Origin of the sequence: Nocardioides donggukensis (assembly GCF_014842875.1) — a bacterium.
GTDB lineage: Bacteria > Actinomycetota > Actinomycetes > Propionibacteriales > Nocardioidaceae > Nocardioides > Nocardioides donggukensis.
In genome coordinates this window covers 439416-463520 of the sequence record NZ_JACYXZ010000003.1, presented here as the reverse complement: position 1 = coordinate 463520, position 24105 = coordinate 439416, and the positions used below count along the sequence as shown (strand labels likewise).

At 73.1% G+C, this 24105-nt stretch carries 24 protein-coding genes; 15 read left to right on the top strand and 9 right to left on the bottom strand.

What is annotated here, in order from left to right; translation table 11 throughout:
- The first annotated feature begins 27 nt into the window (after positions 1–27).
- Genes IE331_RS12445 through ilvA form a run of 4 tightly spaced genes read left to right on the top strand, consistent with a single transcriptional unit; the run spans position 28 to position 5250 of the window.
- Complete coding sequence (locus IE331_RS12445; RefSeq protein WP_192143734.1) at positions 28–1188, top strand: cystathionine gamma-synthase; 1161 nt, start codon at positions 28–30, stop codon at positions 1186–1188.
- Positions 1189–1210: 22 nt separating this feature from the next.
- Positions 1211–2605, top strand: a complete 1395-nt coding sequence (locus IE331_RS12440; RefSeq protein WP_192143733.1) for a glutamate mutase L — start codon at positions 1211–1213, stop codon at positions 2603–2605.
- A 10-nt stretch (positions 2606–2615) separates the two neighbouring features.
- Complete coding sequence (locus tag IE331_RS12435) at positions 2616–4043, top strand: AI-2E family transporter (protein ID WP_201931746.1); 1428 nt, start codon at positions 2616–2618, stop codon at positions 4041–4043.
- Positions 4036–5250, top strand: a complete 1215-nt coding sequence (gene ilvA, locus IE331_RS12430) for a threonine ammonia-lyase (RefSeq protein ID WP_192143732.1) — start codon at positions 4036–4038, stop codon at positions 5248–5250. Before IE331_RS12435 ends, ilvA begins: the two co-directional genes overlap by 8 nt.
- A gap of 18 nt (positions 5251–5268) precedes the next feature.
- On the opposite strand, the gene greA is transcribed toward ilvA, so the two are convergent.
- A complete protein-coding gene (greA, locus tag IE331_RS12425) occupies positions 5269–5763 on the bottom strand; it encodes a transcription elongation factor GreA (RefSeq protein ID WP_192143731.1) in 495 nt (164 codons plus the stop codon).
- Between the two features lie 203 nt (positions 5764–5966).
- A complete protein-coding gene (locus IE331_RS12420; RefSeq protein WP_192143730.1) occupies positions 5967–6356 on the bottom strand; it encodes a DUF4307 domain-containing protein in 390 nt (129 codons plus the stop codon).
- 43 nt (positions 6357–6399) lie between these two features.
- On the opposite strand from IE331_RS12420, the gene mca reads away from it, so the two are divergent.
- Both mca and IE331_RS12410 read left to right on the top strand, forming a co-directional pair.
- Positions 6400–7281 carry a mycothiol conjugate amidase Mca gene (gene mca / locus IE331_RS12415; protein ID WP_192143729.1) on the top strand — a complete coding sequence of 294 codons (882 nt, stop codon included), beginning with the start codon at positions 6400–6402 and terminating at the stop codon, positions 7279–7281.
- 29 nt (positions 7282–7310) lie between these two features.
- Complete coding sequence (locus IE331_RS12410) at positions 7311–7607, top strand: hypothetical protein (RefSeq protein ID WP_192143728.1); 297 nt, start codon at positions 7311–7313, stop codon at positions 7605–7607.
- 36 nt (positions 7608–7643) lie between these two features.
- Here the strand turns inward: IE331_RS12410 and IE331_RS12405 are convergent, their stop codons facing one another.
- The 3 genes from IE331_RS12405 to IE331_RS12395 are packed head-to-tail and all read right to left on the bottom strand — an operon-like array spanning position 7644 to position 10169.
- The gene (locus IE331_RS12405; protein WP_192143727.1) at positions 7644–8273 is read right to left on the bottom strand and encodes a class I SAM-dependent methyltransferase; all 630 of its coding nucleotides are present in this window, start codon (positions 8271–8273) and stop codon (positions 7644–7646) included.
- Between the two features lie 54 nt (positions 8274–8327).
- Positions 8328–9161 (bottom strand): formate dehydrogenase accessory sulfurtransferase FdhD, encoded by an 834-nt coding sequence (gene fdhD / locus IE331_RS12400; RefSeq protein WP_192143726.1) that lies wholly within the window; start codon positions 9159–9161, stop codon positions 8328–8330.
- Between the two features lie 9 nt (positions 9162–9170).
- On the bottom strand, positions 9171–10169 hold the full coding sequence (locus tag IE331_RS12395) for a YihY/virulence factor BrkB family protein (RefSeq protein ID WP_201931745.1): 999 nt from the start codon (positions 10167–10169) through the stop codon (positions 9171–9173).
- A 99-nt stretch (positions 10170–10268) separates the two neighbouring features.
- Here IE331_RS12395 and IE331_RS12390 point away from each other — a divergent pair, with 99 nt between their 5' ends.
- The 4 genes from IE331_RS12390 (at position 10269) to IE331_RS12375 (ending at position 13969) form a co-directional block, all read left to right on the top strand.
- The gene (locus tag IE331_RS12390) at positions 10269–10916 is read left to right on the top strand and encodes an SDR family oxidoreductase (protein WP_192143725.1); all 648 of its coding nucleotides are present in this window, start codon (positions 10269–10271) and stop codon (positions 10914–10916) included.
- Between the two features lie 229 nt (positions 10917–11145).
- On the top strand, positions 11146–11871 hold the full coding sequence (locus IE331_RS12385) for a (Fe-S)-binding protein (RefSeq protein ID WP_192144011.1): 726 nt from the start codon (positions 11146–11148) through the stop codon (positions 11869–11871).
- Complete coding sequence (locus tag IE331_RS12380; protein WP_201931743.1) at positions 11868–13358, top strand: lactate utilization protein B; 1491 nt, start codon at positions 11868–11870, stop codon at positions 13356–13358. Before IE331_RS12385 ends, IE331_RS12380 begins: the two co-directional genes overlap by 4 nt.
- Positions 13355–13969 (top strand): LutC/YkgG family protein, encoded by a 615-nt coding sequence (locus IE331_RS12375; protein WP_192143724.1) that lies wholly within the window; start codon positions 13355–13357, stop codon positions 13967–13969. The genes IE331_RS12380 and IE331_RS12375 overlap by 4 nt, the downstream gene beginning before the upstream one ends.
- A gap of 81 nt (positions 13970–14050) precedes the next feature.
- On the opposite strand, the gene IE331_RS12370 is transcribed toward IE331_RS12375, so the two are convergent.
- The 3 genes from IE331_RS12370 to IE331_RS12360 are packed head-to-tail and all read right to left on the bottom strand — an operon-like array spanning position 14051 to position 16615.
- Positions 14051–14872: a Crp/Fnr family transcriptional regulator gene (locus tag IE331_RS12370; protein ID WP_201931742.1), complete on the bottom strand. Its 822-nt coding sequence runs from the start codon at positions 14870–14872 to the stop codon at positions 14051–14053.
- Positions 14873–14883: 11 nt separating this feature from the next.
- Positions 14884–16077, bottom strand: coding sequence for a DUF3179 domain-containing protein (locus IE331_RS12365; protein WP_192143723.1), 1194 nt, complete (start codon positions 16075–16077; stop codon positions 14884–14886).
- A 1-nt stretch (position 16078) separates the two neighbouring features.
- Positions 16079–16615, bottom strand: a complete 537-nt coding sequence (locus IE331_RS12360) for a TlpA family protein disulfide reductase (protein ID WP_192143722.1) — start codon at positions 16613–16615, stop codon at positions 16079–16081.
- A gap of 83 nt (positions 16616–16698) precedes the next feature.
- Between IE331_RS12360 and IE331_RS12355 the strand changes: the two genes are divergently transcribed.
- The gene (locus tag IE331_RS12355; RefSeq protein ID WP_192143721.1) at positions 16699–17406 is read left to right on the top strand and encodes a TVP38/TMEM64 family protein; all 708 of its coding nucleotides are present in this window, start codon (positions 16699–16701) and stop codon (positions 17404–17406) included.
- A 22-nt stretch (positions 17407–17428) separates the two neighbouring features.
- On the opposite strand, the gene xylB is transcribed toward IE331_RS12355, so the two are convergent.
- Positions 17429–18826, bottom strand: a complete 1398-nt coding sequence (gene xylB / locus IE331_RS12350; protein WP_192143720.1) for a xylulokinase — start codon at positions 18824–18826, stop codon at positions 17429–17431.
- A 193-nt stretch (positions 18827–19019) separates the two neighbouring features.
- On the opposite strand from xylB, the gene IE331_RS12345 reads away from it, so the two are divergent.
- From IE331_RS12345 to IE331_RS12330, 4 genes are all read left to right on the top strand, one after another.
- Complete coding sequence (locus IE331_RS12345; RefSeq protein WP_192143719.1) at positions 19020–20300, top strand: ROK family transcriptional regulator; 1281 nt, start codon at positions 19020–19022, stop codon at positions 20298–20300.
- Positions 20297–21826, top strand: coding sequence for a sugar ABC transporter ATP-binding protein (locus IE331_RS12340; protein ID WP_201931741.1), 1530 nt, complete (start codon positions 20297–20299; stop codon positions 21824–21826). Before IE331_RS12345 ends, IE331_RS12340 begins: the two co-directional genes overlap by 4 nt.
- Positions 21823–22914: an ABC transporter permease gene (locus IE331_RS12335; protein ID WP_192143718.1), complete on the top strand. Its 1092-nt coding sequence runs from the start codon at positions 21823–21825 to the stop codon at positions 22912–22914. The genes IE331_RS12340 and IE331_RS12335 overlap by 4 nt, the downstream gene beginning before the upstream one ends.
- 95 nt (positions 22915–23009) lie before the next feature.
- On the top strand, positions 23010–24077 hold the full coding sequence (locus IE331_RS12330; protein WP_192143717.1) for a substrate-binding domain-containing protein: 1068 nt from the start codon (positions 23010–23012) through the stop codon (positions 24075–24077).
- Positions 24078–24105 lie beyond the last annotated feature (28 nt).

The window sequence follows — 24105 nt, the reverse complement described above, 5'->3', positions numbered from 1 at the left end:
GCCGGGCCCGGGTCTAGGCTCGGCCGCATGACCCAGGAGCACAGCAACAAGTCCGGCTTCGAGACGCGTGCGATCCACGCAGGCTACGAGCCGGACCCGATGACCGGCGCGGTGATCCCCCCGATCTACGCCACCAGCACCTACAAGCAGGACGGCGTCGGTGGCATGCGCGGGGGCTACGAGTACAGCCGCTCGGCGAACCCCACCCGCACCGCGCTCGAGGGTGCGATCGCGGCCCTGGAGGAGGGGGAGCGGGGCTTCGCCTTCGCCTCCGGGCTGGCCGCGGAGGACACCCTGGTCCGCGCGCTGTGCCGGCCGGGCGACCACGTGGTCATCCCCGACGACGCGTACGGCGGCACCTACCGGCTCTTCGACAAGGTGGAGAAGGTCTGGGGCCTCGAGCACAGCCCGGCGCCGGTCTCCGACGTCGAGGCCGTCCGGGCCGCGATCCGACCGGGCCGGACGAAGCTGGTGTGGGTGGAGACCCCGACCAACCCGCTGCTGAACATCGGGGACATCGAGGCACTGGCCTCGGTCGCCCACGACGCCGGGGCGCTGCTCGTCGTCGACAACACCTTCGCCTCGCCGTACCTCCAGCAGCCGATCCCGTTGGGCGCGGACCTGGTCGTGCACTCCACGACCAAGTACTGCGGCGGCCACTCCGACGTGGTCGGCGGCGCCCTGGTCGTGCGCGACCTCGACGTGGCCGAGCGGATCGCCTTCCACCAGAACTCCATGGGCGCGGTCCCGGGGCCCTTCGACGCGTTCCTCACCCACCGCGGGCTGAAGACGCTCGGGGTCCGGATGGACCGGCACTGCGACAACGCCGAGCGGGTCGTGGAGTTCCTCGCCGCGCACCCGAGGGTCGAGCAGGTGATCTACCCCGGCCTGGAGGAGCACCCGGGGCACGCGGTCGCGGCGCGGCAGATGAAGCGCTTCGGCGGCATCGTCAGCTTCCGGGTCACCGGCGGTGAGCGGCAGGCGCTCGACGTCTGCGCGAAGGCGGAGGTCTTCACCCTCGGCGAGTCGTTGGGCGGCGTCGAGTCGCTGATCGAGCACCCGGGCCGGATGACTCACGCCAGCGTCGCCGGCACCGACCTGGAGGTCCCGGCGGACCTGATCCGGCTCAGTGTCGGCATCGAGACCGCCGACGACCTGATCGCCGACCTCGACCGTGCCCTCGGCTGAGTCCGCAGGCCCGGCAGGCCCCGTGGGCGCTGCAGTCGGTGCCGCGCTGTGCGTCGACTTCGGCTCGACGTTCACCAAGGCGGTCCTCGTCGACCTGGGCGAGGGACGGGTCGTGGCCACGGCCGACCACCCGACGACGATCGGGAGCGACGTCCTCGACGGCTTCGACGCCTGCCGCGCCGAGCTGGCCCGGCAGGACCCCCGCGCCGCCGACGCCGAGGTCATGGCCTGCTCCAGTGCGGGCGGCGGGCTCCGGATCGCGGTCGTCGGCAACGAGGAGCTGGTCACCGCCGAGGCGGGGCGCCGGGTCGCGCTGAGCAGCGGCGGGAAGGTGGTCGCGGTCATCGGCGTCGCCGGCCGGTCGGCGGACGACCACCCCTGGACCGCGGAGCTGCTGGCCGCGGAGCCGGACGTGGTGCTGCTGACCGGGGGCACCGACGGCGGCAACGAGCGGGTGATCGTCGACGCGGCGCGGGCGCTGGCCGGCTCCGGCTGGACCGGACCGGTCGTCGTGGCCGGGAACGTCGCCGCGCGGGACGCGGTGACCCCCATCCTGGTCGGGCACCCGCACGTGCTGGCCGACAACGTCGTGCCGCGGATCGGCGTACTCGCTCCCGAGTCGGCGCGGGCGGCGATCCGCGAGATGTTCCTGGCCCACGTCATCGGCGGCAAGCACCTCAGTGCCCGGGCCGACTTCACCGAGATGGTCCGTGGCGCCACCCCCGACGTCGTGCTCGACGGTGTCGAGCTGCTGGCCAGGGGCGACGGCCCGGACCGGCCCGGGGCCGGCGACGTCGTGGTCGTCGACGTCGGGGGCGCCACCACCGACGTGCACTCGGTGGTCGAGCTGGACCCCGAGGACGCCGGCCTCTCGCGCGAGGTCGTGGCCACGACCCCGGTGACCCGCACCGTCGAGGGCGACCTCGGGATGCGCTGGTCTGCCACCACGACCTACGACGAGGCGGTGGCGGCGGGCCTGGTGGCGCCGGACGCCGGGCTCGAGGACGCCGCCGCCCGCCGACTCGCTGATCCCGGCCTGCTCCCCGACGGCCCCGAGGAGACGGCGTACGACGTGGCGATCGCGACCGCCGCGGTCCGGCTCGGACTGCGCCGGCACGCCGGCCGCTCCCGGGTGGTGCTGGGGCCGGACGGCCGGGTCGTGGAGCGGACCGGCAAGGACCTCCGGCAGGTGCACCTCCTCGTCGGCTCCGGCGGGGTGCTCCGGGCCGGGGACGCCGACACGGCCCGGAGCGTGCTCGGGTCTGCCACCGGCGTGGACCAGGACGGCTGGCAGCTGCCGGAGCACCCGGACGTGGTCGTCGACACCGAGTACGTGCTGGCGGCCGCCGGACTGCTGCGGACACGACACCCGGACGCGGCCCACCGGCTCGTCCGTCGGTTGACCGGCGTGACATAGCCTGTCGCTCGTGAGCAACGACGCGGACGAGCAGGCCGGACAGCGGCCGGACGCGCCGACGTCGGAGACGGCCCTGGAGCCTGCCCGCAACCCGGGCCAGCAGCCCAGGGTCCGGGCGATTCGCCGCTCGTCGCGTCGGCAGCGCGACGACGAGCGCTTCGCCGAGCGCGTGGCCTCGCAGTTCGCGGCCCAGTGGGCGGTCGCTCGGGCCGAACGACGCCCCGAGCCGGCGCCGATCGAGTCCGGACCCACCAACATGGCGCGGGCCCAGGTGCCGTGGGCCCTCGACCTCGCCGCGTCCTGGGCCTGGCGCTTCGTCGTGATCGCGGGGGCGCTCTACGCCGTCCTGTGGGTGCTGGCCTACTTCGCCGTCATCACCCTGCCGCTCGTGATCGCGATGCTGATCGCGGCACTGGGCAACCCCGCCGTGCGGGCCATGCAGCGGATCGGGATCCGCCGGGGCGCCGGGGCGGGGTTGATCGTCGTCGGTGGCCTCGGCCTGGTCACGGCCATGCTCACGTTCGTGGGCACCCAGGTGGTCAACGGTGTCTACGACCTGGCCGACCAGGTCGCCGACGGGCTCGGCACGATCCGGGCCTGGGTCCGCGACGGGCCGCTCAACGCCAGCGACTCCCAGATCAACGGCTGGCTCAAGGACGCCCAGGACTCGATCACCTCGCGCACCCAGGACGCCGAGGTGTTCAGCCAGGTGACCGAGGTCGGGACCGCCCTCACCCATGTCGTGGCGGGCTTCTTCATCGTGCTGTTCGCCACCTACTTCTTCCTGGCCGACGGGCACCGGATCTGGGCCTGGGCGGTGCGGATGTTCCCGCGCGCGGCGCGGGAGCGGGTCGACTCCAGCGGCCGGATCGCCTGGACCTCCCTGACCCAGTTCGTGCGGGCGACGGTGATGGTCGCCCTCGTCGACGCCGTCGGGATCATGGCCGTGGCCGCGATCCTGGGCGTCCCGCTGATCGTGCCGATCGGGGTGCTGGTCTTCCTCGGTGCGTTCGTCCCGATGATCGGGGCGACGATCGCCGGTCTGGTGGCGATCCTGGTCGCGCTGGTGGCGCAGGGCCCGATCGCCGCGCTGCTCATGCTCGGCGGCGTGATCCTGGTCCAGCAGATCGAGGGCCACGTCCTCCAGCCGTTCCTGATGGGGCGGTTCGTCTCGCTCCACCCGCTGGGCGTGATCATCGCCATCGGCTGCGGAGTGATCGTGGCCGGCATCGCCGGTGCGCTGATCGCGGTGCCGCTGGCAGCCGTCGTCAACGCGGTCGGCCTGCACCTCGCAGCCGGGGGCGAGCCCAGTGAGGATCGTGAGGATCCCGAGCTGGCGCTGGCGCGGGAGTCCGGTCCCGACCCGGGGGCCGCCCAGGCGCAGGACACCCTCCGGGCCGGCGAGGGCACGGACGACCGGGGAGGTCCGCGTGACTGAGATCCCCACCGTGAGCCTGGCCGACATCGAGGCCGCCCGGGAGGTCCTCGACGGGGTCGCCGTGCGCACCCCCATCGAGGAGTCCCGCTGGCTCACCGGCCTGGCCGGGGGCCCGGTGCTCCTCAAGTGCGAGAACCTCCAACGCACCGGATCCTTCAAGATCCGAGGTGCCTACCTGCGGATGTCACGACTCTCCGAGGCCGAACGGGCCGCCGGCGTCGTGGCCGCGTCGGCTGGCAACCATGCCCAGGGGGTGGCGCTGGCCGCCCAGCTGCTGGGCATCAAGGCCACCGTGTTCATGCCCGAGGGGGCGCCGATCCCGAAGGAGAAGGCCACCCGCGGGTACGGCGCCGAGGTGGTGTTCCACGGGCGCTACATCGACCAGGCGCTCGACCGGGCCCGGGAGTTCGCGGCCGAGACCGGGGCGGTGCTGATCCACCCCTTCGACCACGAGGACATCGTGGCCGGCCAGGGCACCTGCGGCCTCGAGATCCTCGAGCAGGTGCCACAGGTGCGCACCGTGTTGGTGCCCACCGGTGGCGGCGGACTCATCGCCGGTGTCGCGACGGCGATCAAGGCCCTACGTCCCGACGTACGGGTCGTCGGCGTGCAGGCCGAGGGCGCCGCGGCCTTCCCCGAGTCGCTGCGCTCGGGGGCGCCGCTGGCGCTGGAGTCGATGGCGACCATGGCCGACGGGATCGCGGTCGGGCGACCCGGCGACGTCCCGTTCCAGGCGGTCCGTGAGCACGTCGACGACGTGCTCACGGTCTCCGAGGAGTCGCTCTCGCAGGCCCTGCTGTCGCTGGTCGAGCGCGCCAAGATGATCGTCGAGCCGGCCGGCGCGGCGGCCGTGGCGGCGATCCTCGACGAGCCGGGAGCCTTCGAGACGCCGGTCGTGGCGGTGCTCTCGGGCGGCAACATCGACCCGCTCCTGCTCGGCAAGGTGATCCGGCACGGCATGGCCTCGGCCAGTCGGTACCTCAACCTCAGGGTGCTGATCCCCGACGTCCCCGGCGGGCTGGCCCGGCTGCTCGGCGAGCTCGCCTCGGAGCAGGCCAACGTGCTCGAGGTCGTGCACGAGCGGATCTCGCCGTCGCTGCACCTCGACGAGGTCGACGTGCACGTGCAGCTGGAGACCCGAGGCGAGTCGCACGCCGAGGCCCTGCTGGCCCGGCTGCGCGAGTGCGGCTACCGCGTCTTCGAGTGAGCCGGGGAGGGCCCGGGATCAGGCGGTGTAGGGCACCGCGTCCATGATCTCGACCTTCATCTCCTTGCCGTTCGGCGCCTCGTAGGAGACCGTCTCGCCCTTCTTGTGGCCGTGGATGGCCTCGCCGAGGGGGGACTGCGGCGAGTAGACCTTCAGGCCATCGGGCTCGATCTCGCGGGCACCGAGCAGGAACTTCTCGGCCTCGTCGTCGTCGTCGCCGACGAACTTGTAGGTCACGACCATGCCCGGCTCCACGATGCCGTCGTTCGCGGGGGTCTCGCCGACCTCCGCGCGACGCAGCATGTCCTCGAGCTGGCGGATCCGGCCCTCCACCTTGCCCTGCTCCTCGCGGGCCGCGTGGTAGCCGCCGTTCTCCTTGAGGTCACCCTCGTCACGGGCGTTGCTGATCCGCTCGATGACTTCCTGGCGAACGGGTCCACGGAGGTTCTCGAGCTCCTCCTGGAGCTTCTCGTAGGCGTCCTTCGTGAGCCAGATGGTGCCCTGCTCGGTCATAGCGTCACTCCTGCATGTGGCCGGTGGGGGTGGAGCCCGTGGCCCGACCCGCCCTGGTCAGTGGTGTCACCTCGGTCGGCGTCCGGCACAGCACGGAACCGGGGAGGGCACTCGCGTGCGATGCTCCGTCGGCAGCACGGCGTGGCCCCTGCGCGAGGTGTCGAAAGAACTAGGCTAGCAAAAGGCCGCGACGGACGCCGAACTCAACGCGGTCTGGGCTGGTCAGGGGTGGTGCAGCCGACCAGGTCCACCGAGGTAGCCTCCCGCTCGGTGCGGATGCTGACGTCGTTGCGACCCTGGACCGGCACGAAGCTGATCTCGCCGACGACCGCGTGGTCCTCGCTGAACGCCCGGACCCGGCACCGGGCCTCGGCGCCGTCCTCGAGCTGCACCGAGACGTCGGCGGTGCTCGTGTGGGTGTCCACCACCTCGAAGCCGGTCAGCTCCGAGGCGACCTCGGGGGTGGAGTGGAACCACGTCGCCCACGCCAGCCAGCCGAGGAACACCGCGGCCATCGCGGCGCTCAGCGTCACCACCAGGCGTCGCCGCCTGGGGCGGGCGGTGCCGTAGCGCGCGGCGAGGTCGGTGGTCACGCCCCCCATTTTCGCACGGGGGGCGAGCCCTAGAATCGCGGGCATGCCCCACGCGTCCCGGTCCGGTCTCCGGCTCATGCACGTCCACGCCCACCCCGACGACGAGTCGAGCAAGGGCGCGGCCTCCACCGCCCGGTACGTCGCCGAGGGGGTCGACGTCCACGTGGTGACCTGCACCGGTGGGGAGCGGGGGTCGGTGCTGAACCCCAACATGGACCGCCCCGACGTGCTGGCCAACATCACCGAGATCCGGCGCCGCGAGATGGAGGAGGCCCGCGACATCCTGCAGGTGACGCAGGACTGGCTCGGCTTCGTCGACTCCGGCTGGCCGGAGGGCGACCCGAAGCCCCCGCTGCCCGAGGGCTGCTTCGCGCTCCAGGACGTCGACCACGCGGCCGAGCCGCTGGTCCGGCTGATGCGGTCGTTCCGCCCGCACGTGGTCACGACGTACGACGAGAACGGGGGCTACCCGCACCCCGACCACATCCAGTGCCACAACGTCAGCGTCGCGGCGTTCGCCGCGGCCGGGGACCCGGACCGGTACCCCGACGCGGGAGAGCCCTGGCAGCCGCTGAAGCTCTACTACCACCACTCGTTCAACCGGCCCCGCACGCTGGCCATCCACGAGGCGATGCTCGCGGCCGGGCTGGACTCGCCCTACGCGGAGCGTCTCGAGAAGTGGGAGGCCGACCCGAAGCACGACGCCCGGATCACCACCAAGGTGCCGTGCGCCGACTTCTTCGAGGCCCGGGACCGGGCGCTGCTCGCCCACGCCACGCAGATCGATCCCGATGGCCCGTGGTTCGCGATCCCGCTCGTCATCCAGCAGGAGGCCTGGCCCACCGAGGACTACGAGCTGGTGGTCAGCCACGTCGAGAGCAGCACCCCCGAGGACGACCTGTTCGCGGGGATCCCGCCGCAGTGAGGGGTGCCGGCGCCTGAGAGAATGGCGTCATGCACACCCTGGTCGTCTCGTTGCTGGCTGCCGAAGAACAGGTCCCCGAGGCCGAGGACGTCAAGGCCGGCTGGCTGGCGTTCGGCATCTTCCTGCTGCTGGTGCTGGCCGTCGTCGTCCTCTGCTTCAGCCTGGTCAAGCAGCTGAGGAAGGCCCAGGCGGCCAAGGACGCCGGCGTGTACGGCGACCAGCCGGCCGGCCAAGCGGGCGCTCCTGGCGCTGCCGGGTCGGAGGAGTCGGAGGGACCGGCCGGGTCCACCGGGTCCACCGGGTCGGGGGGCCCGGACCGGGGCTAGCCCCGACCGCGCTACCAACGTCCTGGCCGGGTACACCTAGTCCCGGACGAGGTGGACCAGGCAGTCCCAGGCGGTGGCCGAGGGAGCGTCGCCGTGGCCCGTCTCGGCCGGGGCGGCCGGCACCTCACGGGCCACCCGCTCGGCACGCACGGTGCGGAACGCCTGGTCGGCCAGGTCGCCCAGCACGTCGTCCGCGGTCATCAGCACCGAGGCGTCCTGCGGTCCGCCGGTGCCCTCGGTGAGGTTGGTCGTGTCGTGCGCGACGAGGAAGAACGTGCCTCCCGGGCGCAGGGCCGCGAAACCACGGCGTACCGCCTCGCGGCGCTGCTCCGAGCGCAGCTGGAGGTAGGCGACGACGACCAGGTCGACCGGCTCGTCGGCGCTCCAGGTCAGGACGTCGGCGCACACCCAGCGCACCGGCCGCTCGGGTGGCCGGCCGGACTCCAGCTCCCGGCCCTTCTCGATCCCGGCCGCCGAGAAGTCGACCGCGGTCACCTCCCAGCCCAGCGAGGCCAGCCACAGGGCGTTGCGGCCCTCTCCGGCGGCCAGGTCGACGGCGCGACCCGGGGGGAGGTCGGCCAGGGCCCCGGCCACGAAGCGGTTCGGGGTCGCCGACCAGACCAGCTCGGAGGCGGCGTACCGCTCGTCCCAGGAGTGTGCGTCCACGCCGTCGACGCTAGCGTCCGCACGACGCCGGGTCGAGCGGACGCGGGAGCGGGCTCAGGCGCCGACGTCGGGGACGCCCGTGGCGACCCGGCGGAGCCCGGTGTAGACGTTCATCGACGAGCCGCGGGCGAAGCCCACCAGCGTCAGGCCGGCCTCGGCGGCGAGGTCGACCGCCAGGGTGGACGGCGCCGAGACCGCGGAGAGGATCGGGATCCCGGCCATCCACGCCTTCTGCACCAGCTCGAACGAGGCCCGGCCGCTGACCTGCAGCACCGTCCCGCGCAGCGGCAGGCGGTCCTCGGTCACCGCCCAGCCGACCACCTTGTCGACCGCGTTGTGCCGCCCCACGTCCTCACGCAGGCAGAGCAGCTCGCCGTCGGCGGTGAACAGCCCGGCCGCGTGCAGGCCGCCGGTGCGCTCGAAGACCGCCTGGCTCTCCCGCAGCAGGTCGGGGAGCAGCGCGAGCACGGAGGTGGGCACGACGGTGTCGTCCTCGTCGAGCGACCAGTGGGCCGTCGTCCGCACCGCGTCGAGGCTGTCCTTGCCGCAGACGCCGCAGGCGCTGGACATGTAGGACTGCCGACGCGACGCGGGCGGCTCGACGCCGTCGGCGAGGGTCACGTCCAGGACGTTGTACGTCGGGTCGGGGCGCCCCTCGTCGCAGTACCGGATCTGCCGGACGTCGGCGGCCCCGGCCAGCGTGCCCTCGGAGACCAGGTGTCCGGCCGCGAGCTCGAAGTCGTCCCCGGGGGTGCGCATCGTCAGCGTGAACCGCTCGGCGTCGACCCGGATCTCCAGCGGCTCCTCCACGGCGAGGGTGTCCGGGCGGGTGCTGGCGTCGTCGCCACGCACCCTCAGGACCCGCCGTCGGTCCGATCTCCTGCCCATGGTCCCGATTCAAGCACGGGAGGCGGCGGAGCCCGCACGGACCGTGCGGCCGTGCGGTCGGCCGGGGTCGTCGTCCACCGGTCGCGGGTCGGCGGTGCGCATGGCCTCGAGCTGGGCGCACACCGCGGTGCCGTAGAAGAGCGCCATCGAGGAGAGCAGCGCCCAGAGCAGCAGCGCGAAGACGCCCGCCAGCGGGCCGTAGATGTCGCCGAAGGAGGCGCTGAGCTTGACGTAGGCGGCCAGGCCGCCGGTGGCGAGCATGCTGGCGAGGACCGCGATGCCCGACCCGAGGGCCAGCCAGGACAGGGCGGGCTGTCGCCGGCGCGGGGCGTGGTCGAGCAGCACCGCGATCGCGAAGACGAGCAGCGCCAGCCCGACCGGCCACCGGGCCACGTCCCATGCCGTGACCGCGCCGGGGGACCAGCCGTAGTTCTCCGCCATCGCGTCGCCGAACGCGCCGCCGCCGACCAGCAGCATGAACCCGGTGCCCACCGGCACGGCGAGGATCGCGGTCAGCACCGCGGCCCGGCCGTACTTCGGGAGCGCGGCCCGGTCGCGGGCGATCCCGTAGATGCGGTTGCTGCCGCGCTCGACCTGGGCCATGGCGGTGGTCATCGAGAGCAGGGCGAAGAACAGGCCCACGGCGAGGGCGATCTCGCCGGCCTGCTCGCTGCTGTTGGCGCCGGTGACCGCGGCGGCGAGCGCGTCGCCCTGCCCCGAGCCGGGCGAGACCGCGTCGATGGTGCTGGCCACGACCCGGGCCGGCCGCTCCCGGTCGAGGTCGGCGGCCAGCCCGGTGAGCGCGAGCAGGAACGGGACCACCGCCAGGCACGCCTGTAGCGCGAGCGCCCGGCTGTTGGTGAAGCCGTCCCCGAAGCGGAACCGGACGAAGGAGTCGACCGCGATCCGCCGCAGCCCGAACCGCCGGACCAGGTGCCAGGCATCCTCGGCGTCCAGCTCCTCGCCGGACATCTCGGTGGTGACCGGCACGGTGCGGGCGGTGGTCACGAGGGTTCCCGCCCAGGCACGTCGGTCATGGCCGGAGTCTAGGGGCGAAACCACCTCCGACGTACGGTCGGGAGGAGGACTTTCGAGCAGGAGGTAGGGATGATGAGGATCGCTGTCGTCGGTGGCCACGGGAAGGTCGCGCTGCACCTGGCGCGCGAGCTGACCGGCAAGGGGCACCAGGTGAGTTCGCTCATCCGCAACCCCGACCAGTCCGAGGACGTCGAGGAGACCGGTGCGTCCGCGGTGGTCGCCGACGTCGAGAGCCTGGACGTCGCCGGCATCGCCGAGGTCTTCTCCGGGCACGACGCCGTCGTGTGGGCGGCCGGCGCGGGCGGCGGCTCCGCGGAGCGGACCTACGCCGTCGACCGGGACGCCGCGATCCGGTCGATGGACGCCGCCGGCCAGGCCGGGGCGAAGCGGTACGTGATGATCTCCTACTTCGGGGCCGGCCCCGACCACGGCGTGCCCGAGGACGAGCCGTTCTTCGCCTACGCCGAGGCCAAGGCCCAGGCCGACGCCCACCTGCGGGCCTCCGGGCTCGACTGGACCGTGCTCGGCCCCAGCCGGCTGACCCTGGAGCCCGCCACCGGCCTCATCGAGACCGGCGAGGGAGTCGAGGGCGACGAGGTCTCCCGCGAGGACGTCGCCCTGGTCACCGCCGCGGTGCTGGGCGACGACTCGACGATCGGGCGGACGATCGAGTTCAACAACGGCCGCACGCCGATCGAGTCCGCGATCCGCGGCTGAACGTCGGGCGGCAGGGTCCCGCCGCGGTCGTGCACGTAAGTCCGGTCGGGGTCGTGCACGTAACCCCGGTCGCGATCGTGCACGTAACCCCGCAATTGCGGCCGTGTGACACATTTCCGAGCGGAATCCATGTCAGACGGCCGCAATTGCGGCTGTTGGGCGCGCGGGGCACTGAACGGTTCACCCCGCGCCCTGTGTCTGCGAGGGTGGCACGGTGAAGGTCGCCCTCATGGTCACCTGCGTCAACGACGCGATGTTCCCGGACACCGGCAGGGCAGTGGTGTCCCTGCTGCGCCGGCTGGGCGTCGACGTGGAGTTCCCCGAGGCGCAGACCTGCTGCGCCCAGCCGATGGTGAACACCGGCTACCTCGGCGAGGCCGTGCCGGTGGTCCGCACCTTCGTCGACGCCTTCGCCGGGTACGACGCGGTGGTGACGCCGTCCGGGTCGTGCGCCGGGTCGGCCCGGCACCAGCATGGCCTGGTGGCTCGTCGCTCCGGCGACCCGGGGCTGGTGGCCGCCGTGGAGCGGACCGGCCCGCGGGTGTTCGAGCTCAGCGAGTTCCTCGTGGACGTGCTCGGGGTCGAGGACGTCGGGGCGTACTTCCCGCACACCGTCACCTACCACCCGACCTGCCACTCCCTGCGGATGCTGGGGGTGGGCGACCGCCCGGTCCGGCTGCTGCGTGCGGTCCGGGGGCTGCGGCTGGTGGACCTGCCCGGCGCCGAGGAGTGCTGCGGCTTCGGCGGCACCTTCGCGATGAAGAACGCCGACGTCTCGGTCGCCATGGGCGGCGACAAGGCCCGGCAGGTCCGGGGGACCGGTGCCGAGGTGCTGGTCGCCGGTGACAACTCGTGCCTGACCCACGTCGGGGGGCTGCTCTCCCGGCAGCAGTCCGGGGTCCGGGTCATGCACCTCGCCGAGATCCTCGCCGCCACCGAAGGGGCCGCGTCGTGACCGGCACCTTCGTGGGCATGCCCGCCTTCCCGGCCGCGGCCCGGACCGCGCTCGCCGACACCCAGCTGCGCAGCAACCTGGCGCACGCCACCAGCACGATCCGCGCCAAGCGCGAGGCCGTGGTGGGGGAGGTCGAGCAGTGGGAGGAGCTCCGGCTGTCCGGCGCGGCCATCAAGGACCGGGCGCTCCTCGACCTCGAGGACCACCTGGTCCGGCTGGAGGCGGCGCTGCAGGACCGCGGCGTGACGGTGCACTGGGCCCGTGACGCCGACGAGGCGTGCGCGATCGTCGGGGACGTCGCGCAGGCGCACGGCCTGGACGAGCTCGTGAAGGTCAAGTCGATGGCGACCCAGGAGATCGACCTCAACGAGGCGCTCGCCGCCCGCGGCATCGCCGCCTGGGAGACCGACCTCGCGGAGCTGATCGTCCAGCTCGGCGACGACCTGCCCTCGCACATCCTGGTGCCCGCGATCCACCGCAACCGGGCCGAGATCCGGGCCATCTTCCGTCGGGCGATGGCTGCCGCGGGTCGCCCGGCGCCCGACGACCTCTCGGACGAGCCGGCGGAGCTGGCCGCGGCCGCCCGGCTGCACCTGCGCGAGAAGTTCCTGCGGGCCCGGATGGCGGTGTCGGGGGCGAACTTCGCGGTCGCCGAGACCGGCACGCTGGTCGTCGTCGAGTCCGAGGGCAACGGCCGGATGTGCCTGACGCTGCCCGAGGTGCTGGTCTCGGTGGTCGGCATCGAGAAGGTGGTGCCGACCTGGGAGGACCTCGAGGTGTTCCTCCAGACCCTCCCGCGCTCGTCGACCGGCGAGCGGATGAACCCCTACACCTCGACCTGGACCGGCGTCACCCCGGGAGACGGCCCCCAGGAGATGCACGTGGTGCTGCTCGACAACGGGCGCACCCGCGCCCTGGCCGACGAGGTCGGTCGCCAGGCCCTGCGCTGCATCCGCTGCTCGGCCTGCCTCAACGTCTGCCCGGTGTACGAGCGGACCGGCGGCCACGCCTACGGGTCGGTCTACCCGGGCCCGATCGGCGCCATCCTCAACCCGCTGCTGCGCGGCCCGGACGCCGACGAGCAGACGGAGTCGCTGCCCTACGCCTCCTCGCTGTGCGGGGCGTGCTTCGAGGCATGCCCCGTGCGGATCGACATCCCCACGGTCCTGGTGGACCTGCGGGCCCAGGTCGTCGACGCGCACCGCCCCTCCCGGAAGCCCGAGGCGCTCGCGATGCGGGCCACGTCGTGGCTCTTCTCCTCGGCCGAGCGGCTGCGTCGTGCCGAGGGCGCCTCGGGCCTGGCCGGCCGGGTGATGGAGCGGTTCGGCCGACGCAGCGCGCCGGGTGGTCGGCGTACCCTCTCCCGGCTGCCCGGACCCGGAGTCGGCTGGAGCCGGGCGCGCGACCTGCCGGCACCGCCGGTCGAGTCGTTCCGGGCCTGGTGGCGGCGCACCGACGGCGGCCGCTCCGAGGGGGATCGGTCGTGAGCGCCCGCGAGGAGATCCTGCGACGCGTGCGCACGGCGCTCGCCGACGTGGACGGCCGGCAGGTCGTCGTCCCCCGCGACTACCGGGTCCCGGCACCGACCGACGGGCTGGTGGACCGGTTCGTCGACCGGGTGCAGGACTACCGGGCGACGGTGACCCGGTGCCACCCGGCCTCGGTCGACGGTGCGCTGGCCGAGGCCCTGTCCGGCTGCGGGCGGGTGCTGGTGCCGTCGGGCTTCCCGGTGCCGCTGGCCCGGGGCGTGGAGGACGCCGGGTTGTCCGCCGTCGACCTCGACGAGATCGACGCCGTGGTGACCACGGCGACCCTCGGCATCGCCGAGACCGGCACGATCGTGCTGACCCACGGCGACGGCCAGGGGCGGCGGGCGCTCTCGCTGGTCCCCGACCTGCACGTGTGCCTGGTGCGCGCCGACCAGGTGGTCGCGGGCGTCGGGGAGGCGGTCGCGCTGCTCGACCCACGCGCCCCGCAGACCTGGATCAGCGGCCCCAGCGCCACCAGCGACATCGAGCTGGACCGGGTGGAGGGGGTGCACGGACCGCGCACGCTGCACGTCCTGCTGGTCGAGGACGGCCAGCCACCCGGTGGGTGAGCAGGTCCAGCAGCGACCGTGTCCGAACCCCGGAGGCGTGATCGGATCGGCGAGGACACCCCGCCCACGACACCGGCAGCGTCAGCCGCGGTCCCGGTCGCCGATCCCGCGGAGGCCGGCCACGTCGAGCACGTGGATCCGGCCCCGGCCCAGCCCGATCAGCCCCCGGTCGGCCAGGTCGCCGAGCACCTTGGTGGTGGTCTCGCGCGACGTGCCGACCAGGGCTGCCAGCTGCTCGTGCGTCACCTGCACCACGGGGGTGCGTCCGAGGGCGCGCGGGGTGGAGAGGGTCACCAACGTGTCCGCGACCCGTTCGGGCACGGACTTGAAGATCGCGTCGGAGAGCCGCTGCTCGAGCAGCGCCAGGCGACGGCCGAGGGTCTCCGAGATCCGGGCCGCGATCCGCGGGTCGGCCAGCAGCAGCCGGTGCACGTCGCGGCTGCTCATCACGCAGACCACCGTCTCCTCCAAGGCCTCGGCGAAGTTGTCGTGCATCAGCTGCCCGACGACGACCATCTCCCCGAAGATCGTTCCCGGCGTGAGGATCGCGGTCGTGAGGGCCCGCCCGTCGGCGGAGACCCGGAAGATCCGCACCCGGCCCTGCTTGAGGATGAACAGCGTCTCGGTCCGCTGCTGCGGGGTGTAGAGCATGGCGCCGGGCGGGTAGGTCCGCATCGGCGCGGCCTCGGCCATCTGCTGCATCTCGGACTCGCTGAGGTCCGCGAAGATGTCCACCTCGGCGAGGCACCACGTGCTTTCCGGGTCGATCGACATCCGTGCACTGCGCCCTTCGTCCTCACGGCGTACAGGCGACCAGGGTCGGGCCCCGGCGGCCACCAGCGTCTCGGCGTCGACGAAGTCGCAGCCGATCGCAGGTCCGGCCATCGTGCCAGCGGGGTCCATGATGGACAACCTCAGGGCGTGACCAGGTCGGTGTCCGGCTGGAAGGCGACCCACGCGAACCAGAAGGTGTCCAGGTGGGTGATCGGCCGCAGCTCGCGGCCCTTCAGCGGCCCGCTGGTGGCGCGGCCGAAGACGTTCCAGGTGGATCCGGTCTGCTCGTCCACGGTCTCCCCGGACCGGGTGCGCTCGAAGTCCAGGCTGCGCTTGCCCACCGAGGGGTCGAAGACCGCGACCGTGCCGATCTCCTCTCCCTCCGGGATCTCCCGGGAGTCCAGGGCCGAGCGCTGGCCAGGCACGTGCCAGAGCACCACCCGGTCCCCGCCGAGGGTCAGGCTGGCCACGCCGGCCTCGGCCAGCGCGTCGCGCGGTACGGCGGCCGACTCGCCCCGCCGGGTCACGCCCACGACGCGTGCCTTGGCCGGCAGCCGCTCGTCCGCCTCCCCGGGCAGCGGGAAGATCGGGTCGGTGTCGGGGTCGTCGTAGCCCACGTAGGGGTTCAGCCCGTAGTCGCGCTCGAAGCCGGTGTCGCGGCTGAGCACGGTGGCGTCGGGGTGCTCGGTCCGGAACTGCGCCCACCCGACCGAGCCCATCGGGATGCTGTCCAGCTGGGTGCCGGTGAGGGCGCCCACCGACGCCTGCCCGGTGAGCTGCGGCCACAGCGACTCGGTGCGCCGGTCGAACATCACGAGGTTGTCGGCGTACAGCTTCCCGGAGACGCCGAACGTCGTGGGCTCGCCGTCGACGATCCGGCCGAAGGCCACCCCGGAGTTGCACAGGGGGCAGTAGGTGACGGTCACCGGGGCGCCGCCGACGGTGTCGTTGACGATCTCGTGCCAGGTCATGATCCGGATCGGGTACGCCCGGGTCTCCCCGCCCACGGTGAGGCTCATGACCGGCTCGTCGTCCTCGAGCCAGTCGACGTCGGCCACGTCCTGGAACGTCGGCTCGTCGATGGAGGGGATGCCGTCCGGGGGCGGCCCGCCCGACAGCAGGTCGTCGAGGTCGATCAGCGGATCGGGGAACGACGGGTCGCTGGGGTCGTCGAGTGCGGACGCCGTGCCGGATCCGGCGTCGGCCCGGCTGGCGACGTCACCGCCGGTGGCCGCGTCGGAGTCCGTGGGCTGCCCGTCGTCCGAGCCGCCCGCGCAGGCCGACAGCAGCAGGGCGAGCGCGGCTGCGGCGACGGCGATCCGGGGGGTGCCCATCTCAGCCCACCAGCCCGTCGACCAGCTCGGCGAGTCGTGCGTCGTCCAGGAACCCGGACGCCACCTCGGCGCCGTCCTCGTCGAGGACCAGGTAGGTGCTCTGCGCGGTGACCCCGAAGTGCCGCCACACCGCGCCCTTCTGGTCGGTGAGCACGGTGACCTCCTCGGCGACCTCGTCCGCGAAGCCGGCGATGGCCTCGGGATCGTCGAGCGCGCCCACACCGACCACGTTGACCTCGCCCTCGTGCCTCTCAGCGAGCGTGCCGACCCCCTCGATCTGGGCTCGGCAGGTGGGGCACCACGGAGCCCAGAACCAGAGCACGGCCGGCTTCCCGGCCAGCGTCGTGCCATCGAACGACTCGCCGGCCACGGTCTGGGAGGCGAAGTCCAGGTCGCGGGCGGGTCCTCGCTCGACCACCTCGCTGCCGGCCGTCGTGGAGTCGGTGGCGCTGTCGGTGCCGGTCGCGGTGCCGCACGCCGTCAGCACCAGGAGCAGGATGGCGGCCGGTCCGGCCAACGGTGACGCAGGAGAGCGCATGCCGGCACGCTAGGTCGCGTGGACGCCCGGCGTCGGTGAGCGCGCTCACACAACGGTCAGGTGGCGTGGCCTAGCGTTGGTGCGTGAGCGAACCCATCCCCGGCGCGGCCGATGTGGCGGCCCCCCGTGGACGGCTGGGCCGGCGCCACGTGGTCCGCGCGGCGGCCCTGGTGGCCCTGGTCGTCGTCACGTCCGTCGTGGCCGAGGTCCAGGGCATGCCCGACGTCGACTCGCTGCGGGACCGGGTGGAGGGCGCCGGCGGCGCCGGCATGGCGGTGTTCGTGGGTGGCTACGCGCTCCTGGCCCTGCTCCCGGCGCCGAAGGGCGTGCTGACCGCGCTGGGTGGTGCTCTCTTCGGGTGGGTGGCGGGAGCCGCGCTGTCCCTGGTCGGTGCACTGATCGGGGCGGTCGTCGCCTTCGACGCCGGACGCTGGCTGGGCCGGGAGACCGTGGACCGACTGACCCACGGACGGCTGCGCGCCGTGGACGACCTGCTCCGTGACCACGGTCTGGGGGCGGTCCTCGCGGTCCGCCTGGTGCCGGTGCTGCCCTACACCGTGATCAACTACGCGGCCGGGCTCTCCGGCGTCCGGCGGCGCGACTACGTCCTCGGCAGTGCCCTCGGCATGGTGCCCGGCAGCCTGGCCTACTCGGCGGTGGGCGCATGGGGGACCAGCCCGTGGGGGCTGCTCGCGGCCGGCGCCGCCCTGGTCGTCCTGGTGGTGGTGGGTGCCACGCTGGGACGTCGGCTGCTGCCGCGGCCGGGAGCGCCGCGCCGACGACCGGGCTGACCGGTCCCACGGGCCCGGCGGGTCAGAGGCCGTGCCGGGCCAGCCGCGCCTCGGCGTACCGGGACCGCACGCCCGAGTCGCCCGGTGCCGGCGAGTCCACCGTGTCCTGGCCGCCGGTGCAGGGCTGGTCCTCACGGGGCCACTCGGGCAGGTGACCGGTGGCCGCCCAGGCCGCCTGCCGGGCGGCGCCCAGCGCGACGTACTCCGCGGTGGGCGGGGCGCTGACCGGCACCCCGAACAGCAGCGGCGCGATCGCCCGCACGGCCGGCGACTGCGCGGCTCCGCCCGTGAGCAGCACGCGGTCGACGCGTACGCCGGAGGCGCGCAGGGCGTCGAGTCCGTCGGTGAGCCCGCACAGCATGCCCTCGACGGCGGCCCGGGCCAGGTTCTCCGGCGTCATGGACTGCCGGGTCAGCCCGACCAGGGTGCCGGTCGCGGTGGGCAGGTTCGGGGTCCGCTCGCCGTCCAGGTAGGGGAGCAGGGTGAGCCCGTCGGCGCCGGGTCGGGCCGCGAGCGCGAGGTCGCTGAGCCCCGTCAGGTCGGTGCCGAGCATGGTCGCAGCCGCCCCGAGGACACGCGCACAGTTCATCGTGCAGACGAGCGGGAGGAAGCGGTGGGTGGCGTCGGCGAAGCCGGCGATGATGCCGGTGGGGTCCGCCGACGGGGCCTCGGAGATCGCGAACACCACGCCGCTCGTGCCCAGTGAGACGACCACGTCGCCGGGCTGCAGCTGGAGGCCCAGCGCGGCGGCCATGTTGTCGCCGGTCCCTGGCGCGACCTGGATGCCGGTGGCGGTCTCGCCCACGACGGCGGGTGAGGGCACAACCCGGGGGACCTCCAGGGTGCGGCCGAACGCGCGCTCCAGCAGGTCCGTCCGGTACTCGCCCGTGGCGGGGGACCAGTAGCCGGTGCCGGAGGCGTCGCCGCGGTCGGTGACCGCCTCGCCGCGTCCGGTCAGGCACCACGTGAGCCAGTCGTGGGGCAGCATCACCCGCTCGGTGCGCCCGGCAGGCCCGGGCTCGTGCTCGGCGAGCCAGCGCAGCTTGGTGACGGTGAGGCTGGCCACCGGCACCGTCCCGACCGCCTGCGCCCACTCGCCGGCACCGCCCAGCTCGTCGATGAGCTCGGCGGCCTGCGGGGCGGAGCGCGTGTCGTTCCAGAGCAGTGCCGGCCGCACGCTCGCCCCCTCGGCGTCGAGCGCCACCATCCCGTGCTGCTGTCCGGCGACGGAGAGTGCCGCGACTCCGTCGAGCAGTCCCGCGGAGGCACCTTCCCAGGCCGTCCACCACGCCGCAGGGTCGACCTCGGACCCCTCCGGGTGGGGGAGCGCCGCCGAGCGCTGCACCTCTCCGGTGTCGGCGTCGCAGACCACGACCTTGCACGATTGGGTGGAGGAGTCCACCCCAGCCACGAGCGTCATGCGGGACAGCATCGCCGCTCCCGTCGCTGCGGGACAGGACCCGGGCGAAGCCTCACACCTGGGGCCCAGATATGGGGGCGCCGACGGAAAAAGCCATGAGAAACCCTTGACGCCCTGACGGTGACTGCTTAGTTTGTTGGGCCAACAGACTATTGCGTGACCGACACCACACCCTCACCGCCAGGAGGCGACGATGACTCCCAAGGACACCGTCCTCAGCGGTCCGGGAGCCTCCGCCGACCAGCTCGCGGTCCGCCGGCACAACCTCTCGCTGGTGCTCAGCCACCTCCGGCAGAGCGGCCCCCGGTCGCGGGCCCGGGTGGCCAGCGAGACCGGCCTGAACAAGGCGACGGTCTCCAGCCTGGTGGCCGAGCTCGTGGGTCGTGGACTCGTGGCCGAGGGGGAGCCGGAGCGCGGCGGGGTGGGCCGCCCGGGACAGTCGATCGGTCTGGACGGCCGGCACCACGTCGCGATCGGCGCCGAGATCAACATCGACTACGTGTCGGTCCTCGCCATGAACGTCCAGGGCGAGGTGGCCGCCGAGCGCCGGGTCGCCCTCGATGCCGCACACATGGGATCGACACCGGTCCTGAGCCAGCTGGCCACGGAGATCAACGAGCTCACCGCGTCGTTGCGGGCCGGCGGCGCCTCGCCGGTCGGGCTGACCGTGGCCGTTCCGGGCCTGGTCGAGAGCGCGACCGGCACCGTCTTCGAGGCGCCCAACCTCGGCTGGCGGCGTACCTCGATCCTCGACGACCTGGGGGCTCTCCTCCACGACCCGACCTATCCGGTCCGCCTCGACAACGAGGCGAACCTGGCGGCCTTGGCCGAGCTGGCGGCCCGCGGCGCCGACGAGGCCACGGACCTGCTGCTGCTCACCGGCGCGGTCGGCGTCGGTGGCGGTGTCGTCACTGACGGTCAGCTGCTCCGCGGCGGGCAGGGCTTCGCCGGCGAGGTCGGCCACATGAAGGTGCAGCCGGACGGCAAGAGGTGCGGCTGCGGGCGGCACGGCTGCTGGGAGACCGTCGTCGGACTCAACGCCCTCCTCGCCCGGGCCGCCGACCCCGAGGACCCGGTCCGCAACCCCTCCCTCGACGTCGTCCAGAGGCTGGAGGAGGTCGTCGCGCGGGCCACCGCCGGCGACGCCCGGACGATCGAGGCGATCACCGACACCGGCCGCTGGCTGGCGACCGGCGCCGGCATCCTCGTCAACGTCTTCAACCCCGAGGTCCTGGTCCTGGGTGGCTACTTCGCCGCCCTGGGTCCCTGGCTGGCCGGCCCCCTGGAGGAGGAGCTGCCTCGCCAGGTGTTCGCGCCCGAGGCCGGGGGCTGCCGGGTCGAGCTCTCGACGCTCGGCTTCTCCGCGGCCGTCCGGGGTGGCGCGCTGCAGGCGCTCTCGTCGCTCTTCGCCGACCCGACCCTGGTGGACGCGGCCCCCACGAGTGCTGCCGCCGAGGAAGGAGCGGTCTCATGACCACGCAGACCCACGAGGCCGCCGAGGGCCCCCTGCTGAGCATGCACGGCATCATCAAGAAGTTCCCCGGCGTGCTCGCCCTGGGCGGCGTGGACCTGGAGGTCCGGGCCGGCGAGGTCCACTGCCTGCTCGGCCAGAACGGCGCCGGCAAGTCCACGCTGATCAAGGTCCTCTCGGCGGCCTACCAGCCCGACGGCGGGACCATCGTCTGGGACGGCGGGACGGTCTCGCTGACCACTCCCGTGGCCGCGATGGGGCTCGGCATCTCGACGATCTACCAGGAGCTCGACCTGGTCGCGGACCTGACCGTGGCCGAGAACATCTTCCTCGGCCACGAGGTCTCCCGCGGCGGCTTCTCGCGGCGCTCGCACGCCAACGCCCAGGCACGGGCCCTCCTCGAGCGGCTGGGCCACGGCGAGATCTCGCCGACGCGACCGGTTGGGACGCTCTCGCCCGCCGCCCAGCAGGTGGTCAGCATGGCCCGGGCGCTCTCCCACCGGACCCGGCTGCTGATCCTCGACGAGCCCTCGGCGGTGCTCGACCAGGAGGAGGTCCGCAACCTGTTCCGGGTGATCCGCAACCTCACCGCCGAGGGGGTCGCGGTCATCTACATCTCGCACCGGCTCGAGGAGATCCGCCAGATCGGCGACCGGATCACGGTCCTCAAGGACGGGCGCACCGTCGCCACCGGCCTGCAGGTCGAGGACACCCCCACCCAGGACCTCATCCAGCTCATGACCGGCAGGTCGATCGAGTACGTCTTCCCCCCGCGCCGTCCGGCCGACGACTTCGGCGACCCGGTCCTCGAGGTCCGTGGCCTTTCGGTCTCCGGCGTCTTCTCGACGGTCGACCTGACGGTCCACGCGGGCGAGATCGTCGGCCTGGCCGGTCTCGTGGGCGCGGGCCGCTCGGAGATCCTGGAGGCGATCTACGGAGCCCGGCGGCCGAGCACCGGGACGGTAAGCGTCGCCGGCAGGCGGCTGCGCAGCGGAGCCGTGGCCGCGTCGGTCAGGGCCGGCGTCGGGCTGTGCCCGGAGGAGCGCAAGAGCCAGGGTCTCCTGCTCGACCACCCGGTCTTCCACAACATCACCGTGTCGACGCTCGCGCGGTTCTCGCGCGGCGGCTTCCTCAACGGCGCGGCGGAGCGCGCGGAGGCGGAGCAGCTGACCACGGCCCTCGACGTCCGCCCCGCCGGGGTGAACCGCCCGGTGCGCAACCTCTCCGGTGGCAACCAGCAGAAGGTGGTGCTCGCACGCTGGCTGATGCGCGAGTGCCGGGTGCTGCTCCTCGACGAGCCGACTCGTGGCGTGGACGTGGGCGCCCGGACCGAGATCTACACCCTCATCAGGTCGCTGGCCGACAAGGGTGTCGCCATCGTCGTGGTCTCCAGCGAGATCGAAGAGGTCCTCGGGTTGGCCGACCGGGTGCTGACCGTGCGCGAGGGCGTCGTCGTGCACGAGGCCCCGGCCACAGAGCTCGACGAGTCCAGGGTCCTGGACCTCGTGATGGAAGGAAGCGTCGCATGAACGAGAGCAGCACGGGCCTCTCCGCGCCGGGGGCGGCCGCCCCCGCGGAGACCCCTTCAACGGAACCGGCCGTGCCCGTCACCGCCGCGGAGCCGAACGGGACGGCGGGCGGCCGAGCCCTCGCCGGGATGGCGGTGCTGCGCTCGAGCGCCGGCCGCAACCTCGGCCTGGTCGTCGCCCTGGGCCTGCTCTGCGTGGTCGGGGTCGTCACCGCCGGCGACCGGTTCGCCGACGTCGACAACATCCTCACGATCCTGCGGCTGGCAGCGACGATCGGGGTGGTGAGCATCGGGATGACCTTCGTCATCACCGGGGGCGGCATCGACCTGTCGGTCGGTGCCATCCTGGCGCTGGCCTCCGTGTGGAGCACCACGCTGGCCACGCAGGCGATGGCCAACGACGTCCACTGGCTGGTGATGGTGGTCGCGGCCCTGGCCGTGGGTGCCGGCTGCGGCCTGGTCAACGGGCTGCTGATCGCCTACGGCGGCGTGGTGCCGTTCATCGCGACCCTCGCGATGCTGGCCAGTGCCCGTGGGCTGGCCGAGATCCTCTCGGACCGGCGCACCCAGATCATCAACGTGCCCGCCTTCCGGGAGGCCTTCAACGGCGAGGTCCTGGGCATCCCGGTCCTCGTGCTGATCTTCGTCCTCGTCGCCGTGGTCGGCTGGATCGTGCTGAACCGGACCACGTTCGGTCGCCGCACCCTCGCCGTCGGCGGCAACCCCGAGGCGGCCCGCCTCGCGGGGATCCGGGTGCAGCGACACACGGTGATGCTCTACGTGGTGGTCGGCCTCTGCTGCGGCATCGCCGCGCTGATGCTGGTCGCCCGGACGACGACCGGCAGCTCGACGCACGGGACGCTCTACGAGCTCGACGCGATCGCGGCCGTCGTCATCGGCGGCACGCTCCTCTCGGGGGGCCGCGGCACGATCGTCGGCACCGTCTTCGGCGTGCTGATCTTCACCACGCTCTCGAACGTGTTCACGCTCAACAACCTCTCCATCTCGGTGCAGTCCGTGGTGAAGGGGCTGATCATCGTCGTCGCCGTGCTGCTGCAGCAGCGACTGGCCTCCCGGAGCAAGACATGACCGGACCCGCGCCCCATGGGCGCCCCCCGCACCTCGGACGACAGCACCCATCGACCCGGACGACTCTGCCGGACAAGGAAACAAGGAGCAGCATCATGGCCCTGCCGACCCTCACCACCCGCCCGGCCCCACGTCGGCGCGTGCAGACCGGGCTCGTCGCCGGTCTCGCCGTGTTCGCCCTGGGGGCCTGCACCAGCAACAGCCCGGAGACCTCGAACGCGTCGGGGGGCACCTCCAACGCCGCGTCGGGCTCGAACGACGAGGCCGGGGACACCGTGACCATCGGGTTCTCGGCGCCTGCGGCCGACCACGGCTGGATGGCGGCGATCACCCAGGCTGCCAAGGACCAGGCCGACCAGTACGAGGACGTGGATCTGAAGGTCGCCGAGGGCACCAACGACGTCAACCTCCAGATCAGCCAGGTCGAGACGTTCATCAACGACGGCGTCGACGCGATCGTGCTGCTGCCGTTCGACGGTGCGGCGATGACGCCGGTCGCCCTCAAGGCGATGGAGGCCGGGATTCCGGTGATCAACGTCGACCGGGAGTTCAACGACCCCAACGCCGCGCGGGTGACCGTGCTCGGCGACAACTACGGGATGGGTGTCTCCGCGGGGCAGTACGTCTGCGAGCAGGTCGGGGACGACAAGGGAGCCGTCGTCGCCGAGATCGCCGGTATCGACTCCCTGCCACTGACCCAGGACCGCAGCCAGGGCTTCAAGGACGCGCTCGCCACGTGCGGCCAGAAGGTCGACAACCGGGTCGCGGCCGACTTCACCGTCGAGGGCGGTGAGCGCGCGGCGTCCAACCTGCTCCAGGCGGCGCCCAAGATCGACGCCCTGTGGAACCACGACGACGACCAGGGCGTGGGTGTCCTGGCGGCCATCGAGAACGCCAACCGTGACGAGTTCATCATGGTCGGCGGCGCCGGCTCGGCCAACGCGATGCGCTCCATCGAGGCGGGGGACGGCGTGCTCGCCGCGACCGTCATCTATCCCTCCACCCAGGGCGCGGACGGCGTCAAGATGGCCCGGCTGCTCGTCCAGGGCAAGGCGATGGGCGACCTCGCCGAGGTCTCGGTGCCGCGCACCGTCCAGCTGTTCGCGCCTGTCGTGACCGAGGACAACGTCGACCAGTACCTCCCGAGCGCCTTCGAGTCCTGACCCACCCGAGCACGGGTGCCCGCCGCGC